This window comes from Paenibacillus sp. sg306046 (genome assembly GCF_059821225.1).
On the sequence record NZ_JCAMRT010000047.1, the window covers coordinates 1 to 15,683 of the forward strand.

Genomic DNA, 15,683 nt, shown 5'->3' on the forward strand with positions numbered 1-15,683 from the left:
TTTCAGATAACAAATGCCCGTTACTATTGTAAGCCTGCTTCTTCACAAGCTGGCCGATGAAATTGTACTCGTTTGTATATTGCATAATAAAAGTGCCGAGAATTGCAGCGTAAAAATGCTCAACTAACGGCAAAGAAAAAGAGACACTTGCCAGCACCCTATTATCCTCCTATCGTTAGGTTTGCGACAACTTGACGAAGGGGACTGAAAGGAATGCTGAAAATGCCTCAACAAGAGTATATCAAATTTCTACGCGAAGCAGAAGGCTTCACGTGAGCGACATCGCTAGACAGGTGGGGGTACATTGGCGGACAGCCAAGCGATATGCGGACAAGAGCGATTGGAACAAACCATTAGGCAAACGTAAGAGCAGCAGCCCAGTGATGGGACCGTACATGGAGATCGTGGATACCTGGTTAGAGGAGGATCAGCTCCTTCCACGTAAGCAGCGGCACACCGGTGTTCGGATTTTCCAACGCCTACAAGCTGAGCATTCGTTTACCGGTGGCCAGCGAACCGTACTCTGTTACATCAAGCAACAGAAGAGCCGAATGGCGCTGGAACGCGCGAAGACGTATGAGCGGCTCGAGCATCCGCCGGGCGAAGCACAAGTAGATTTCACCACCATTCAGGTTAGTCACGAACAGCAGCTTATGACATACAAGCTACTCGTCGTGTCCTTTCCTTGTAGCAATACGGCATTTGTCTATCCGACGCCTGCCGAGAACCAGGAATGTTTTCTTGAAGGGATGAAGCAATGCTTTGAACAAATGGGTGGCGTTCCGCGGCGCATGTGGTTCGACAATCTGTCGGCTGCCGTCGTCCACATCGAGAAGCATGGTGAGCGCCAGCTCACAGAGGGCTTTCAACGATTTTGCGCGCATTACCGAATGGAAGCTGTATTTTGCAATCCGTACAGCGGTCATGAGAAAGGGCATGTGGAGAGCAAGTGTGGTTACGCCAAGCGCAACTGGGCAGTACCGATTCCGCTGTACGAGGACCACAAGCAATTGGCTACGTATTTCGCCGAGCAAGCCAGGCAGGATCGTGAGCGACAGCACTACGCCAAGGGTGTCCGCATCGCCGAATGATGGGAAGCCGACCGCGCACAGCTCTTGACCTTGCCAGAAGAAGCCTTCGAACCGTTCCGACTGGGCGCAGCGGTCGTGAACAAGTACGGCGAGATTCGGTTTGAAGGCACCGCCATCCCATGAGTGGGTCTCGTGCAGCAAGGCAGCGAAGTGCTGATCCAGGCCTTCTGGGACCGAGTCGCCATCTTGACGAAAGAGCACGAGCTTGTGCGGGAAGTACCGCGTCCTTATACCGGCAAAACGGCTGAGGTTCCGTGGGCGCAAGTTTTCACCAACCTGCTACGAAAGCCGCGCGGCGTTAACCACTCGCAGTTCATCCGGATGCTGCCGGAAGAGGTGCAAGCCTACGTCCGTGTTGCTGACTTTGCCTCGCGTAAGGAGCGGTTGCAAGCACTCGTGCATTGGTGTGGCGTCTACCCCATCCCACAGATCGCCGAAGTGCTACGGAAAGCGTCCGTCGAGGTCACGGTCGCACAATTAACAGCAGCACTTGGACTCGTGCAAGTGAACCGCGACATACCGGTAGCGTGGAACGAGACGCTCTCTCCTCCAGGTACCCAGGCAACGACCTCGCTGCAGCACTATGATCGACTGATGGGAGTGAGCTGACGATGAAGCCGGAACTGGCAGACCTGTGTAGACAGCTTCGCTTGGCGCATGTCGTCGATTATGTGGCGCAGCAACAGAACGAGCAGACGCAAGTGCTTGTCGAGCAATTGTTGCTGGCGGAACGTGAAGGACGCAGGCGGGCCCGGCTAGGGAAACTCGTGCAACAGGCTGGCTTCCCGCACTTGAAAACCTTTGAGGGTTACGTACGCGAGCACATTTCATTTCCCGCCGGTTGTACGCTTGAGACGTTGCTCGACATGAGATGGTTGACGCAGCATGAAAACCTGCTACTCATGGGGGCAGTTGGAACAGGCAAGACGCATATGGCGACTGCGCTTGGTGTAGAGGCTTGCAGGAGAGGACATGCCGTTCAATTCTTTCGAGCTTCCGATTTAGTGTCGTTACTGCAAGAGAAGTTTGCGGTAGGTATGCTCAGCCGCTTTCGTGAGAAGCTGAAGAAGATGGATCTGATTATCTTGGATGAAGTGGGTTATGTCCCGTTTAACCAAACGGGCTCTGAATTGCTGTTTAATGTGATTGCCGACTGTTACGAACAACAGAGCGTGATCGTCACGTCCAATCTGGAGTTTGGTCAGTGGACTTCGATTTTCGGAGATACAAAGCTGACGTCTGCCTTGGTCGATCGCCTTGTCCATCACGCACACATCCTTTCATTCACGGGGGATAGCTTCCGGCTCAAGCAAGCGATGGAACGTATACCGCAGTGACGATTTAACTGGCAAGTTGTCTCGGCATTTTTCGCAGCAAATTTAAGCATTTTTTGATTGCAAAAAACACACGCGGAGCCAGGGCTAGCGCAGCGATCTACAGCGTGATCGAAACAGCCAGAGAGAATGGGCTGCATCCGTTCCGGTATCTCACGTATATCTTTGAGCAGTTGCCGCAGCTTGCAGATTTGCAGGATCCAGGAGCGTTAGAGTCATTTATGCCATGGTCTTCTGGGCTGCCGGACAACTGCCGTCTCAGCTAATCTTTCTTCATCATACACTCGCTCCCATCTGTCTGCTAGGTGGGGGCTATTTGACNGGGCTGCCGGACAACTGCCGTCTCAGCTAATCTTTCTTCATCATACACTCGCTCCCATCTGTCTGCTAGGTGGGGGCTATTTGACGCTCACGGTAATACGGTGACAAATGCCTAACTAAAGATATTGTCCCATACGCGTCGCCTCCCCATTGTCCCTGATCCAGGGTTTAAACCACTATAAATGCTGTCCCCACTATTGGCGGAGCAAATCATTATTCACAAGCCCATGCTTAATGTTCCTATGGATAAATGAGCAGGGGGGCGATTGCCCACACTTCAGTCCACTCCCCCAGCAAACCCACCGCGATTTGGAAAAGCACGAGCGACCTCAGGTAATCCTTTTCTCCCGCTCCCTTTTTCCATCGTAAAGAATTCACAGCATAGGCGTGACGAAGTGATCTTTAAAGTCATACAATGACTATTGTGTTGGAGAAGGCGTCGTTTTTTGAAAAATGTACCACACGAGCAGACGAAAAAGACAGAAATATCGAGAATTTTAGATTCTTCCACTTTGCATAAAAGCTAAAATCTGATAGGATATAAAGAAATACGATAGATTTAGTTAGAATTAAAAGGAGGCCCCTTTCCATGCAAAAACCGGTGCTTGATTCCATACATGAAATGACGCATCTGGATCAACTTGAGGCTGAAGCGATTTATATTATACGAGAAGTCGCGGCGGAATGTGAGAATCCCGTGATGCTGTATTCGATCGGGAAGGACAGTTCTGTGATGCTGCATTTGGCGCTGAAAGCTTTTTATCCCGAGAAGCCGCCATTTCCGTTCATGCACATTGATACGACGTGGAAATTTAAAGAAATGATCGAGTTCCGCGATCGCAAAGCTAAAGAATTCGGGATCCAAATGATTGTGCACTCGAATCAGGAAGGCGTGGAACAAGGGATCAACCCGCTTGAGCATGGCGCCGCGTATACCGATATTATGAAAACTCAAGCTTTAAAACAGGGATTGGACAAATACGGATTTACGGCTGCGTTTGGCGGCGGAAGACGTGATGAGGAGAAATCGCGGGCGAAAGAGCGGATTTTTTCATTCCGGAATAAAAATCATGCGTGGGACCCGAAAAACCAGCGGCCGGAAATGTGGAAGCTGTTTAATACCAAAATTAATAAGGGAGAAAGCATTCGCATCTTCCCCTTGTCCAATTGGACAGAAAAGGATATCTGGCAATATATTCGAAAAGAAAACATTGATATTGTACCTCTTTATTTTGCCAAAGAACGACCTGTCGTCAATCGCGATGGACATATCATCATGGTGGATGACGATCGCTTGAAGCTTGAACCGGGTGAACAGGTGGAAATGAGGAAGATGCGGTTCCGCACGCTGGGCTGTTATCCGCTGACTGGCGGGATCGACTCGGATGCGGACTCGCTGGATGCCATTATCGAAGAGACGCTTGGCGCGGTTTCATCCGAACGGACAAGTCGGGTTATTGACCAGGAAGCGGCGGGAAGTATGGAAAGACGCAAACGGGAGGGCTATTTTTAATATGAAAAGTCTGCTTAAATTTATTACTTGCGGAAGCGTAGATGACGGAAAATCCACCTTGATCGGGCACATGCTTTATGATGCAAAGCTTTTGTTCGCCGACCAGGAAAAAGCATTGGAGCTGGATAGCCGGCTCGGCAGTCGTGGCGGAAAAATTGACTATTCCTTGCTTCTTGACGGACTGCTGGCCGAGCGCGAGCAAGGGATCACTATTGATGTGGCCTATCGGTATTTTACGACGGATCACCGTTCCTTCATTGTAGCGGACACGCCTGGACATGAAGAATACACGCGTAACATGGCTGTCGGCGCATCCTTTGCGGATCTGGCGGTAATTCTTGTGGATGCAACCAAAGGGATCATTACTCAAACCAAACGCCATACCCGGATTTGCGCACTCATGGGAATCAAGCATCTGGTATTAGCTGTGAACAAAATGGATTTGGTGAATTTTGATCAACGGAAGTTTGATGAGATAAAAGAAGATTTCTTCCAAACGACCGCTGAGTTTCACTTTGAAAGCATACAAGTGATCCCTGTTTCTGCTACAGAAGGGGATAACATTACAAAAAAATCACAGCATACCCCTTGGTATGAAGGGCTTCCTTTATTGCCGTATTTGGAAAATGTAGATGTGCATAATACCAATGACACGAAGCCGTTTATGATGCCGATTCAGCGTGTATGTCGGCCAGACCATACGTTTCGCGGCTTCCAGGGCCAAATTGAGGCGGGGAGCATCGCGGTCGGCGATGAGCTGACAACTCTGCCAAGTCGTGAAAAAGCGAAGGTCAAACGGATCTTGGTGACAGACCAAGAGCGGGATGCAGCCTTTGCCGGACAACCGGTAACCATTCAATTGGATCGTGAGGTTGACGTTTCGCGGGGCTGTGTGTTCACGAAAAGCAATGAAATCCAAGAGGCGGACAGCTTCATCGCCACGATTCTTTGGATGGATGATTCCGTACTGACTCCCGGTAAAAATTATTTAGTGAAAGTGGGAACGAAGGTTCTGCCCGGTACGGTGACGGCTATTACGCATAAAATTGATATTAATACGGGAAATACCGTTCCAGCAGATCATATTGTCAAAAATGAATTGGCAACATGTGAATTTTCTTTATCGGACAGCATCGTTTTTGATTCCTTTGAGCAATATAAAAGCATTGGCGGATTTATTCTGATTGATCGGGTAACCAATATGACATCTGCATGCGGAGTAATTGACCAGGCGCTTGAAAGCACTGGTAAATTTGTAGGGCTGGATACGGAAGTTACCAGAGATATTCGTGCCGAGCAAAAAGGGCAGCATCCGTTAACGCTCTGGTTCACCGGTTCGGCTTCGGATACAGTACCGCTTGCGAAGGAAGTTGAAAAACGTCTGGTATCGACAGGCTTCCACACCATGTTACTGCAAACTGGCCCTGGGGAATCGTCGCAGCGCACGGTGGAAGTGGCAAAGTTGATGAACGATGCGGGACTTATTGCATTGGTAGCAAGTGATTTCCCGAACGAAAACGATCGAGCAGCCGCGCGCGACATCATTGGCAAAGCATCCTATCTTGACGTTTATGTAAATGGACTTGTTGCTGCGGGCAGCACAAGCGCACACAGTGAACCTGGGATTTCGGAAATCAAAATTGATACAAGCAGGCATTCAATCGAAGAAGCTGCCAATGATGTAGTGAAACGAATCATGAAGTATTTAATTCACTAATCGTAAGCTTGTATTTTCTGGACATATAGGCAGAATAGGTTCCCTACATCGTCGTGACGAGAGTCGTCGTGTAGGGAATCTATTTGTTTTGTGCGAATCACATCACAAATTTCTCTCTTGGATTTCGCGCAGCTTGTCACGATATAGATTAAAATTCTCATCATCAAAGCAGACAAAATAAATCTGTTCGATCGGTTGCTGCTGAACCGCCAAGGAATCCAAAAAAGCGGTCACGGTTTCAATAGCAACCTCTGCCGCCAGCTCCTTAGGAAAGCGGTAAATGCCTGTGCTAATATTCGGAAAAGTTATGCTTGCAGCCTTATAGCTCAAGGCGAGCTTCAGCGAATTGTGATAGCAGCTTCTAAGCTTTTCGATTTCGTTGTTGGTTCCTCCGTTCCATACAGGGCCCACGGTGTGAACAACATAGGAGGCGGGCAGATTGCCCGCTGTAGTCATAACGGCTTCGCCGACAGCACAGCCGCCTTGCCGCTCTCGGATCTTGACGCACGCTTCAAGAATTCGTTTTCCGCCAGCTTTATGGATAGCTCCATCGCCGCCGCCAAGTAAACTTGTATTCGCCGCATTGACGATAATGTCAGCTTTAACTTTCGTGATATCCCTTTTTATAAGGGAAATGATTGCCTGATTGCCTGATTTCGTTTATTCCCATTCTCCATCCTGCACCTCCATCGGCTTTCCGGTAGCTCTTTTGCCGGAAAATGCGTTCATGGAAAAGCCGATGATCGAGCTGTTTTATATATCCGTATTGCTGGGTGTCGGGAAATGGGAAGCCGCCTTCGGCAGGGTGAAGCAAGCCACGATCCGCTTTCAGGCGATGCGGGGGGTCTGGAGCGAAGCGCAGTGGAAGGAGGTCATGGGTAACCTTTATTTTTTCTGCTCGATCACTTCTTATCTGTACAACGACCTGGAACAAGCCTCGCGTTATTTCGAGCTGATGGAGCACTGTTTGCCGGAGGGCAGCTTGTTTCAAACGATGGGCCGCAACCGGTACCAGGGCTACGATTTATTTGACGACCATCTTGCCTTTATCAACGATCTGCGTGAGGGAAGCGACTTTTTGCAGAAGTGGATTTCGATCTGGGGAGAAAAGGATAGCTACCTGTTCGTCGGTTTTTTGTATGCCTCCTACAGCAAATTGCTGTATGAATGGAATCGGCTGGAGGAAGCTGAGCAGGTGGTGAACCAGACGCTCGGACGCGAGGATAGGAAGCCCTTTGCACGGATACTGATTCAAATTGCGATCAGCGCTTCGCGGATTCAGCAGGCGCTGAGGCGCCCGGGCCGGGCTTCGGACATCCTTACGCAGCTGAAGTCTCAGATCGACTCTCCGGATGCTGACTTGTTTATACTGGGCATCGACGCGGAGCAGGCTTGTCTGGCGCTGAAGCAAGGCTTTACCGAGCCTGCGCGGGATTGGCTGCAACGGTGCGGGCTGGCGTACACGGATGAAGTTTCCTTGTACCGGGTGCCGGAGCATCTGGCTTTCGCCAGAGTGCTTGCAGCGTGCGGGCGGATGGAAGAGGCGCAGCATGTGCTGGAGCAGTTGAAACAGCTGTTAACGAAGGAGGATCGTCTGCGGGACCGCGTCAAGGCCATCTTGCTGATAAGCGTGACCTTGCAGCGTTGGGGTCAGACGGAGGCGGCTATGATCCAATTGGAGGCGGCCTTGCAGTTGGCGGAGCCTGAAGCCTATGTTCGCAGCTTTGTTGACGAAGGGGTTGTGATGGAGGAGATGCTGACGGTTTATGGACAGACCCGACGTCATCCGTCGGTTCCATCCGCCTACATTCAGCGGCTGCTGCAAGCCTTCGACGCCGAGCCGGACGCAAAGCTGCGGCACAAGGAGCTGCTCACCGAGCAGGAACGTCGCGTCCTGCAGCTGATTGCGGCCGGCTTATCCAACAAGGAAATTGCACAATCTCTGCATATCGCCGTTGAAACCATGAAGTCTCGTCTGAAAAATACGTACAGAAAGCTTGGCGTAAAAAATCGGGTACAAGCGATGCAGCATGGTGCGACATTCATGCCGATCGAGTGAGCAAGCCCGTGATCCCGTTAAATCCCCCGTATGGGGGATTTTTTTTTGACCGGAATCGTCTTAAAGTTAAAATAGGTGCGATCACCTGTACATGAAAGGAGAACGAGATGCCGTCTTATTATTTCAGTGAAGTATGGACACCCTTCAAGCTGATCGGAATACGCTTTTATACAGATGATGACAAGGGGTTATGGATCAAGCTTTGGAGCATGAAAAGACGCCAGGTCCGAAAGTGACACGCTCTGCCCGGTTACTCCGCATGACCCGTAACTCATCACGGAACAGCCGCCTCCTATAAGGTCACTCCTGTTTTAAAAATAGCAATCTCCCGAAATTGGTTGTTTTCGTTGTTCACCCATTCGCCGCTTGCTATGCTGACGATGTAATGAATCAGGGAGCGCAGCAACTCCTCCGGCTCACGGTCCTCGACGAGTGCCCCGGCATTGAAGTCGATCCAGTGCGGCTTGTTTTGATACAGCGTGGAATTTGTGGACATCTTCATCGTCGGGACAAAGGTGCCGAACGGCGTGCCTCGTCCTGTCGTGAAAATAACAAGCTGACAGCCGGCCGCAGCCAAAGCGGAGGAGGCGACCAGATCGTTGCCGGGTGCGCTGAGCAGGTTCAGGCCGTTCGTCTGCAGCCGATCGCCGTAATGGAGTACGCCGTTAATAACCGACGTGCCTGACTTCTGCGTACAGCCGAGCGACTTATCCTCCAGCGTCGTTATCCCTCCAGCCTTATTGCCCGGAGACGGATTTTCGTAGACAGGCTGCTGATGGTCGAGAAAGTATTGCTTGAAATTGTTGATCAGACTGACAATTTGGTTGAAAATGTCCTCGTTGGCGGCCCGCTCCATCAGGATCGTTTCCGCCCCGAACATTTCCGGTACCTCGGTCAGCACCGTACTGCCTCCTTGTGCTGCCATAAAGTCAGACAGCTGGCCGAGCAGCGGGTTGGCCGTAATGCCCGACAGCCCGTCGGAGCCGCCGCATTTCAACCCGATCTTGAGCTCGGACAACGGGACCGTCTCACGCCGGTCATGGCGTGCCGCCTCGTAAATGTCCTTCAACAGCTTGACGCCCTCCGCGATCTCGTCGGAAACGTCCTGGGACAGCAAAAATTTCACTCTGCCGGGGTCCACTTCGCCAAGCGCCTCCCGGAACTCGGCCAAATTGTTGTTTTCACAGCCGAGGCCAAGCACGAGTACGCCGCCAGCGTTCGGATGCTTGACCGCATCGGCCAGCATGGTCCGCGTATGCGCATGATCGTCTCCAAGCTGGGAGCAGCCGTAATTATGCTTGAGCACCAGCGTGTTATCGAACGGATGAATAGAGCCGACCTCTGCCTGAAAGGTGGACATGATCCGCTCGGCGACGCCATTCACACAACCTACTGTCGGTACAATCCACAGCTCGTTGCGGATGCCGACCTCGCCGTTGGCGCGACGGTAGCCCTGGAAGGTTAGCTGCTCATCCGTAAACGGATTAGGTGTCAGCTTGGGCGTATAGCTGTACGTTTCCATACCGGTCAAATTCGTGCGGGTGTTATGCGTATGCACATGCTCGCCGGGGTAAATCGCTATAGTGGCGTGACCGATCGGGTACCCGTACTTGAGAATCGGCTCGCCGGGAGCCAGAGGCTCAAGCGCAATTTTGTGGCCTCGGGCCACGTCTTCCAGCAGTGTAATCTCTTTCCCGCCGATGCACGCGTGCTCCCCCTGCTTGTAATCCCGCAAGGCGACAGCGACATGATCGTCAGGATGAATCTGAATGATCTCTTTCATGGGGACTCCTCCTTAGATGGCCTATGGTCAACGGCTGCCGGCAGTCAGCAATGCTTGCAACGCAGGCTGCATGCCGATGCTGACGATGTCATACAGCTGCTCGGCGACGAGCGTCGTCAAGCCGGGCACTTCATTCAAATCACGGCCCCAATGCTCCGCAGCTCCGAGCACCGTAGCGGTAAGCTTTTGCACGCCGGGCAGCGTTCCGTCAAAGCCGTCCCACGCTGCTTGGAACAAGTCCAGTATTTCACGGTCATCGCTCAGTTGGATCGGCTCGTCGCCTTGAATGGCAGGATTGTAACGAATGCCCCGATAGAAGGCAATTAGCGCAGCAAGCGAGAAGGTCAATTTGACCGGCAGCGTACCGCGGGCTTCCACATAGCCGAGCAAAGACGGCAGGTCGCGCGTTTTGAATTTGGATACCGAATTGAGGGAAATGCTCATCAGGTAATGCTCGACGAACGGATTGCCGAAGCGCTCCAGCACAGCCGCTGCAAAGGAGGTCAGCTCCTCCTCCGGCAAATCCAGCGTCGGGATAATTTCCTCATAAATGAGCGATTTCACATAATCGCCCACAACCTCATGCTCCAGCGCCGCCCGCACCGTATCCAGTCCATACAAGTAGGCAACCGGCGTCATCGCCGTATGAGCCCCGTTCAAAATCCGCACTTTACGTGTCCGGTAAGGCGTCATATCATCGACAACGAGCACGTTCAGACCAGCCAGGTGCGCGGGAAACTCGTCCTTGATCGCTTGCGGTCCTTCGATAACCCACAAGTGAAACTGCTCGCCAACGACGATGAAGCGGTCCTCGTAGCCAAGCTCCGCTGTGATCTCGCTGATCCGGTCCTTCGGGTAACCCGGCACGATCCGGTCCACCAAGCTGCTGCAAAACGTATTGGCCTCATGCAGCCAGCGCACAAAGCCTTCCTCCAGCTGCCACAGTTCAGCGTATCGGAGCACCGTGGCTTTCAGCACATCGCCGTTACGGTCGATCAGCTCGCAGGGGATGATGATGAAGCCTTTGGACAGATCGCCTGCAAAGTGCTGGTAACGGCGGTACAGCAAGGCTGCCAATTTGCCGGGAAAGCTGCTTGGGGGCTGGTCGTCGAGCCGGTCCTCCGGCACGAAAGTAATGCCTGCTTCGGTTGTGTTGGAGACGATGAACCGCAGCTCCGGCTGCTCAGCCAAAGCTATATATTCAGCATAGTGGCTAAACGGATTCAGCGCCCGCGACACCGACTCCACGACCTCGTGCTCCCGTACCGCCTCGCCGTCCTTGATTCCTTCCATATACAACGTGTACAAGCCGTCTTGCTCCATCAGACCTTCCGCCAAGCCGTGAGGCAACGGCTGCACGATCACAACACTTCCGCCAAAATCGGTCTTCCGGTTCATCTCTTGAATCTGCCAATCCACAAATGCCCGCATAAAATTGCCTTCGCCGAACTGAAGCACCTTCTCGGGGTAACGGTTAGCTACGGGATGGGTCGTTTTGTTTAAGCGTTTCATGGGTGGAGCCTCCTTTAGTAGGTGGGGGATAGGGCTGCACATTGAACGGTGTGTAAATCATGATGTTAGTTTGCACACGTTAACATGTTCGTGCTGGACCAACTGCAAGGGTGCGTGCCGTTGGTTGGGTTGGTTGTCTGGAGAGCGGATTGCAGACGGTCAGCGAGTGGATGCAACGTTGGTTCTTCTTCATTTTCAGTTCTTTGGGGAGAAGCTGCAAGGAGATATGTCACAGGGGGTGGCTATTCTTTTTATTGTACAAATTATTTTGAAAAAATAGGAAGGGGTGAGTTATAATACCTGGGTATACCACTAATGATTTCATGCTAAGGAACTATATGATGGATGAGCATAAAGTGCTAATTATCACTGATAAAGGTGATCAGACAAGAGAAATCGTAGACTATACGATTCATGAAAATAAGGTACATGTGCAATTTAAAAACAGTGAAAAGATATACGAGTATTTATCCAAAAAAGTTAAGATATTTTCTGTTTTGAGTTCGTTGGATACTCGTGAAAAAACCGTATTTTATGCAGGAATTCCTCTCAGAAACGTACAAGAGCTTCTCAATTTTGGAGAAGTTTATAAGGTGTTTTTTAACAACCAACAAACACAATTTTATGATGCCTCTTTGATCAGCATCGAGCCAGAGAAAATGGGAACTAACCGAATGACTGGACTCATGGACTATTGGGAGGACATAGCTCAGTACATCAAGACAGATGACAAGCAAGAGGCTCTACTGAAAAAGCAATTTTCCAAGATGCATGCTATATCTAAAGACAGCGTGTTGAATGCGTACATGAATAAGTTGTCTATGACACAGTCAGAACCGACACCGACTCCAATAGTCTTTCCTTTCAGATTTAATCTAAGTCAAAAGCAAGCGCTCGAACAAGCACTTGTCAATAAAATTTCAGTTATAGAGGGACCCCCTGGGACGGGAAAAACACAAACAATTCTTAATATTCTTGCGAACTTAACGGTTATGCAAAATAAGACAGTAGCAGTAGTATCTGGCAATAACTCTGCCGTGCAGAATGTGAAGGATAAGCTTCATAAGAATGGGTATGGATTCCTTGTCGCTTCATTAGGAAATAAGAAGAACAAACAAGCTTTTTTTGAGAATCTACCCCAGCATAATGTAGACGAATGGAAGAGTAAAGTTCCGGAAGAAGAACTTATTAAAAGCATAAACGAATTGTCTGAACGTCTTAACCAGTTATTGGAGGTTGCAAATCGGAAAGCCAAGCTTGACCAGGACATTTCTGCGTATCGTCTCGAACAAAAGCATTTCCATCTCCACCATCATAAGCAAAATTTTGCAGAAATGCAGCGGCTGTTTTATCGACGTCAAACCCCTGAAACCATAATAGCATTTTTGGCTGATGAGTACTTGATGGAGAATCGTTTGTTACAAAAAGCGAAGCTGCTTTTCAAGTATGGATTCATTGATTTTAGCAAGTTAAAAAAGAATCGATTGGATCTGGTCACGAGCTTTCAAAAGAAATATTACGATGTCAAGATTGCGGAGCTAGAAAAGCAGAGTAGCGACATGAAGCTGAAGCTCGAAAAAGAATCATTCGAAGCGTTGATTAAGCAACATGAGGCTAATTCTATTACTTTATTTAAACACAGGCTTTATCAAAAATATCGATATAAAGCCGCTTATAAGGGCAGTCAACAAAATTATAAAAAGAATTTCAGTGAGTTCGTTTCTCATTTTCCCATCTTACTGAGTACCACGCATTCCTTACGCGTATGCATTCCTGAACAGTTTCTGTTTGATTATGTGATCATTGACGAAGCCTCTCAAGTAGACCTGCTTTCAGGGGTCTTGGCTATGTCTTGCTGTAAACAGGCCATTATTGTGGGTGATACGAAACAACTGCCCCAGATTGTAGATGAAAAAATTCAAAAACACTTAAAGATTACACATGTCGAGGAAGGCTACGACTATTTTAAACACAGTTTATTATCATCCACGCTTATGATTTATGGGGAGAGCACTCCTAAAGTCATATTGAAAGAGCATTACAGATGCCATCCTCAAATCATAGGCTTTTGCAATAATCAGTACTACGACAATGATTTGATTCCTTTCACATTGGGTTCCGAATCGGATGTTCCCATCAAGCTGCATTATACGTCTGCAGGAAATCACATGCGAAGAGTGACGATCAAGGGAAACGAAGGCAGCTTTAACCATCGGGAAATCGATGTAGTAAAAGAGGAGATTTTAAAGGAGCTTCAATTGCAGGATATTCCAAATGAAGATATCGGATTTACTACTCCGTATCGCTTGCAAGTGACGGAAGCTAATTCGAAGCTTGAGAAGGATATTGAAATAGATACGGTTCATAAATACCAGGGACGTGAGAAGCCCGTCATGATCCTGTCTACAGTATTAGATCAAACTAGGATTGGACAGATTGGGAGAAATTTCGTTGAGCAGTCTTGCTTAGTGAATGTAGCGGTTTCTAGAGCCCAGAAGCAGTTCATTTTGGTAACGGACCATAAGTTATTCCGTAATTCCAGAAAAGACATTGGCAATCTGATCCGGTACATTGAATACCAAACCCTTCATAAGCATGTTACTAAAAGTGAACTGATCTCTGTCTTCGACCTATTGTATTCCGAGTACTCGGAGCGGTTGAATTATCTGCACAGTAGAGTAGGAAACCAATCGAAATATAAGTCTGAAAATATTATGTGGGCCGTCATTACAGATATCGTTAGTGAAAAAAGATATAAAGGTGTTTATTTCAATATGCAAATCTATCTCAAGGATATATTCAGAGAAAGGGATGGTCTTAGCGAACGGGAAAAACGGTATATCCAAAACAGAGCTTCGTTTGACTTCGTTGTCTATGATGCTATTAATAAGCAGCCGCTGTTGGCTATTGAGGTAGATGGCTTTGCCAGTCATCGAAATAAATCGGATCAAATGGAGCGAGATCAATTAAAAAATAGGATCTGTAAAGAAAAGCAGTTTCCTTTACTACGACTCCCAACAACAGGCTCGAATGAGATTCCGAAAATTCGGGCCGCGTTGGATAGAGTGTTAGAAATAGATGATTAAAGGGGCAAGGCAAATTAATGCTGGACCAGTTATAGGATGGTAGGGACTATTTAGTAAGCTAGACGAGGCCTCAAAATTTTATTTGACTCTAAGCATTTGTTTATGTGCTTTTCTTTATAAAACCTTATGTAACAAACGAGCAATTAAAAGTCAATCCGTTCAGGATAAGCTCATAGAAAATTGGAATTATTATTAATCCTATTATTTTTCTAATACCTAAACCATCATTCATTTGGTAATTATGCGTCATATATTCCTTGTAATCCCACTAGCTAAAACAAACAGAAGAAACTGAAAAACTCTGGTGTCTGGTATGAACGCTGTGAAGATCGAGGACAATGGTCCTCGGTCTTCTTTAGGTAATCCTAGCATTGGAGTGATCTCTATAGTCAAGTTCCCCTTGATGGATAGTTCAAGAGCGGCGCATCGGCAATGTCACGAAACATAAATAGTGCCTTTTAGACTTCAGTTTCCTATTATTTGGGGCATGCGGGCCACGGATCGCACAAGGGGTATAACAGAATGGGGGATAGCCCCCCTTTTTCCTACTCGATTCACTATAAATAAGTTCACAAAAATTAACCCATATCCATATATCTGTTATAGTATAACCATATCAAGGTATCAATGTATGGGGGAATATTATTATTTTTTAATTTAAAGGAACAATTCCGTTGTACAAGGAGGCTTACTAAATGGAAAGTATCATAACTCAAATTAATCGGTTTCGAGATGAGAGAGAATGGAGAAAATTCCATAATCCTAAAGATTTAGCTATTTCTTTAACCTTAGAAGCAAGTGAATTACTCGAAAATTTTCAATGGAAAGATAGTGAAGAGGCTCTCAAGTTAAGACGGGATAAGATTGAAGATGAACTAGCAGACGTACTGATGTATGCTCTCATGCTTGCACATGATCTTGATATAGATATCAATTCTGCTATCATCAATAAATTAAGTAAAAATGAAGCTAAGTATCCTGTTGAGAAATCAAAAGGCAACGCTACAAAATATACAGAGTTTTAAGACAGGAGTTCAGCAGTATGATTATTTATGAAGCCACCAAAAAAGATTTTATGGATCATGTAACTGAAGATACCATTGCCGTGAAAATTTATGAGTCATACGTTGAAAAAATAGGTGGTACTTCGCAAAGTGAAATTAATTCGTGGAATAATTCTATCTGGACAGTCAAAAGTTCTTGTCGAAAAATCGTCACATAGAAAAATAACCCAATCAGCAGGTGGTCTGGTATCCTTAAGTTCTCA

The 15,683-nt window shown here is 48.1% G+C and carries 14 protein-coding genes; 11 read left to right on the forward strand and 3 right to left on the reverse strand.

Annotation, left to right across the window (positions count from 1 at the left end):
* The first annotated feature begins 191 nt into the window (after nucleotides 1-191).
* The 6 genes from istA to AC6ROY_RS24705 all read left to right on the forward strand — a co-directional run bounded on the left by istA (nucleotide 192) and on the right by AC6ROY_RS24705 (nucleotide 5,976).
* The gene (istA, locus tag AC6ROY_RS24680; protein WP_500103220.1) at nucleotides 192-1,091 is read left to right on the forward strand and encodes an IS21 family transposase; all 900 of its coding nucleotides are present in this window, start codon (nucleotides 192-194) and stop codon (nucleotides 1,089-1,091) included.
* Between the two features lie 132 nt (nucleotides 1,092-1,223).
* Nucleotides 1,224-1,700 (forward strand): hypothetical protein, encoded by a 477-nt coding sequence (locus tag AC6ROY_RS24685; RefSeq protein WP_500103221.1) that lies wholly within the window; start codon nucleotides 1,224-1,226, stop codon nucleotides 1,698-1,700.
* A gap of 2 nt (nucleotides 1,701-1,702) precedes the next feature.
* Nucleotides 1,703-2,428: an IS21-like element helper ATPase IstB gene (gene istB, locus AC6ROY_RS24690; protein ID WP_500103222.1), complete on the forward strand. Its 726-nt coding sequence runs from the start codon at nucleotides 1,703-1,705 to the stop codon at nucleotides 2,426-2,428.
* 104 nt (nucleotides 2,429-2,532) lie between these two features.
* Nucleotides 2,533-2,691, forward strand: coding sequence for a transposase domain-containing protein (locus AC6ROY_RS24695; RefSeq protein WP_500103223.1), 159 nt, complete (start codon nucleotides 2,533-2,535; stop codon nucleotides 2,689-2,691).
* A 644-nt stretch (nucleotides 2,692-3,335) separates the two neighbouring features.
* Complete coding sequence (cysD, locus tag AC6ROY_RS24700) at nucleotides 3,336-4,259, forward strand: sulfate adenylyltransferase subunit CysD (RefSeq protein WP_500103224.1); 924 nt, start codon at nucleotides 3,336-3,338, stop codon at nucleotides 4,257-4,259.
* 1 nt (nucleotide 4,260) lies between these two features.
* The gene (locus tag AC6ROY_RS24705; protein WP_500103225.1) at nucleotides 4,261-5,976 is read left to right on the forward strand and encodes a GTP-binding protein; all 1,716 of its coding nucleotides are present in this window, start codon (nucleotides 4,261-4,263) and stop codon (nucleotides 5,974-5,976) included.
* A gap of 102 nt (nucleotides 5,977-6,078) precedes the next feature.
* On the opposite strand, the gene AC6ROY_RS24710 is transcribed toward AC6ROY_RS24705, so the two are convergent.
* Entirely contained in the window at nucleotides 6,079-6,615 is a 537-nt protein-coding gene (locus AC6ROY_RS24710) for an O-acetyl-ADP-ribose deacetylase (protein ID WP_500103233.1), read from the reverse strand.
* 88 nt (nucleotides 6,616-6,703) lie between these two features.
* On the opposite strand from AC6ROY_RS24710, the gene AC6ROY_RS24715 reads away from it, so the two are divergent.
* Nucleotides 6,704-8,035: a LuxR C-terminal-related transcriptional regulator gene (locus AC6ROY_RS24715; protein WP_500103226.1), complete on the forward strand. Its 1,332-nt coding sequence runs from the start codon at nucleotides 6,704-6,706 to the stop codon at nucleotides 8,033-8,035.
* Between the two features lie 292 nt (nucleotides 8,036-8,327).
* On the opposite strand, the gene AC6ROY_RS24720 is transcribed toward AC6ROY_RS24715, so the two are convergent.
* Nucleotides 8,328-9,818, reverse strand: a complete 1,491-nt coding sequence (locus AC6ROY_RS24720; RefSeq protein ID WP_500103227.1) for a UxaA family hydrolase — start codon at nucleotides 9,816-9,818, stop codon at nucleotides 8,328-8,330.
* A 27-nt stretch (nucleotides 9,819-9,845) separates the two neighbouring features.
* A complete protein-coding gene (locus AC6ROY_RS24725) occupies nucleotides 9,846-11,330 on the reverse strand; it encodes a tagaturonate reductase (RefSeq protein ID WP_500103228.1) in 1,485 nt (494 codons plus the stop codon).
* 124 nt (nucleotides 11,331-11,454) lie between these two features.
* Between AC6ROY_RS24725 and AC6ROY_RS24730 the strand changes: the two genes are divergently transcribed.
* The 4 genes from AC6ROY_RS24730 to AC6ROY_RS24745 all read left to right on the forward strand — a co-directional run bounded on the left by AC6ROY_RS24730 (nucleotide 11,455) and on the right by AC6ROY_RS24745 (nucleotide 15,638).
* Nucleotides 11,455-11,610, forward strand: coding sequence for a hypothetical protein (locus tag AC6ROY_RS24730; RefSeq protein WP_500103229.1), 156 nt, complete (start codon nucleotides 11,455-11,457; stop codon nucleotides 11,608-11,610).
* A 61-nt stretch (nucleotides 11,611-11,671) separates the two neighbouring features.
* Nucleotides 11,672-14,416 carry an AAA domain-containing protein gene (locus AC6ROY_RS24735; protein WP_500103230.1) on the forward strand — a complete coding sequence of 915 codons (2,745 nt, stop codon included), beginning with the start codon at nucleotides 11,672-11,674 and terminating at the stop codon, nucleotides 14,414-14,416.
* A gap of 695 nt (nucleotides 14,417-15,111) precedes the next feature.
* Entirely contained in the window at nucleotides 15,112-15,441 is a 330-nt protein-coding gene (locus AC6ROY_RS24740; protein WP_500103231.1) for a nucleotide pyrophosphohydrolase, read from the forward strand.
* A gap of 17 nt (nucleotides 15,442-15,458) precedes the next feature.
* The gene (locus AC6ROY_RS24745; RefSeq protein WP_500103232.1) at nucleotides 15,459-15,638 is read left to right on the forward strand and encodes a hypothetical protein; all 180 of its coding nucleotides are present in this window, start codon (nucleotides 15,459-15,461) and stop codon (nucleotides 15,636-15,638) included.
* Nucleotides 15,639-15,683 lie beyond the last annotated feature (45 nt).

What these genes read in the sequence shown, in the direction of transcription:
- AC6ROY_RS24715 (WP_500103226.1), top strand. Translation starts at nt 6,704, where the DNA reads ATGGAAAAGCCGATGATCGAGCTGTTTTATATATCCGTATTGCTGGGT.
- AC6ROY_RS24725 (WP_500103228.1), bottom strand. Translation starts at nt 11,330, where the DNA reads ATGAAACGCTTAAACAAAACGACCCATCCCGTAGCTAACCGTTACCCC.
- AC6ROY_RS24745 (WP_500103232.1), top strand. Translation starts at nt 15,459, where the DNA reads ATGATTATTTATGAAGCCACCAAAAAAGATTTTATGGATCATGTAACT.
- istB (WP_500103222.1), top strand. Translation starts at nt 1,703, where the DNA reads ATGAAGCCGGAACTGGCAGACCTGTGTAGACAGCTTCGCTTGGCGCAT.
- AC6ROY_RS24720 (WP_500103227.1), bottom strand. Translation starts at nt 9,818, where the DNA reads ATGAAAGAGATCATTCAGATTCATCCTGACGATCATGTCGCTGTCGCC.
- AC6ROY_RS24735 (WP_500103230.1), top strand. Translation starts at nt 11,672, where the DNA reads ATGGATGAGCATAAAGTGCTAATTATCACTGATAAAGGTGATCAGACA.
- AC6ROY_RS24740 (WP_500103231.1), top strand. Translation starts at nt 15,112, where the DNA reads ATGGAAAGTATCATAACTCAAATTAATCGGTTTCGAGATGAGAGAGAA.
- cysD (WP_500103224.1), top strand. Translation starts at nt 3,336, where the DNA reads ATGCAAAAACCGGTGCTTGATTCCATACATGAAATGACGCATCTGGAT.
- AC6ROY_RS24705 (WP_500103225.1), top strand. Translation starts at nt 4,261, where the DNA reads ATGAAAAGTCTGCTTAAATTTATTACTTGCGGAAGCGTAGATGACGGA.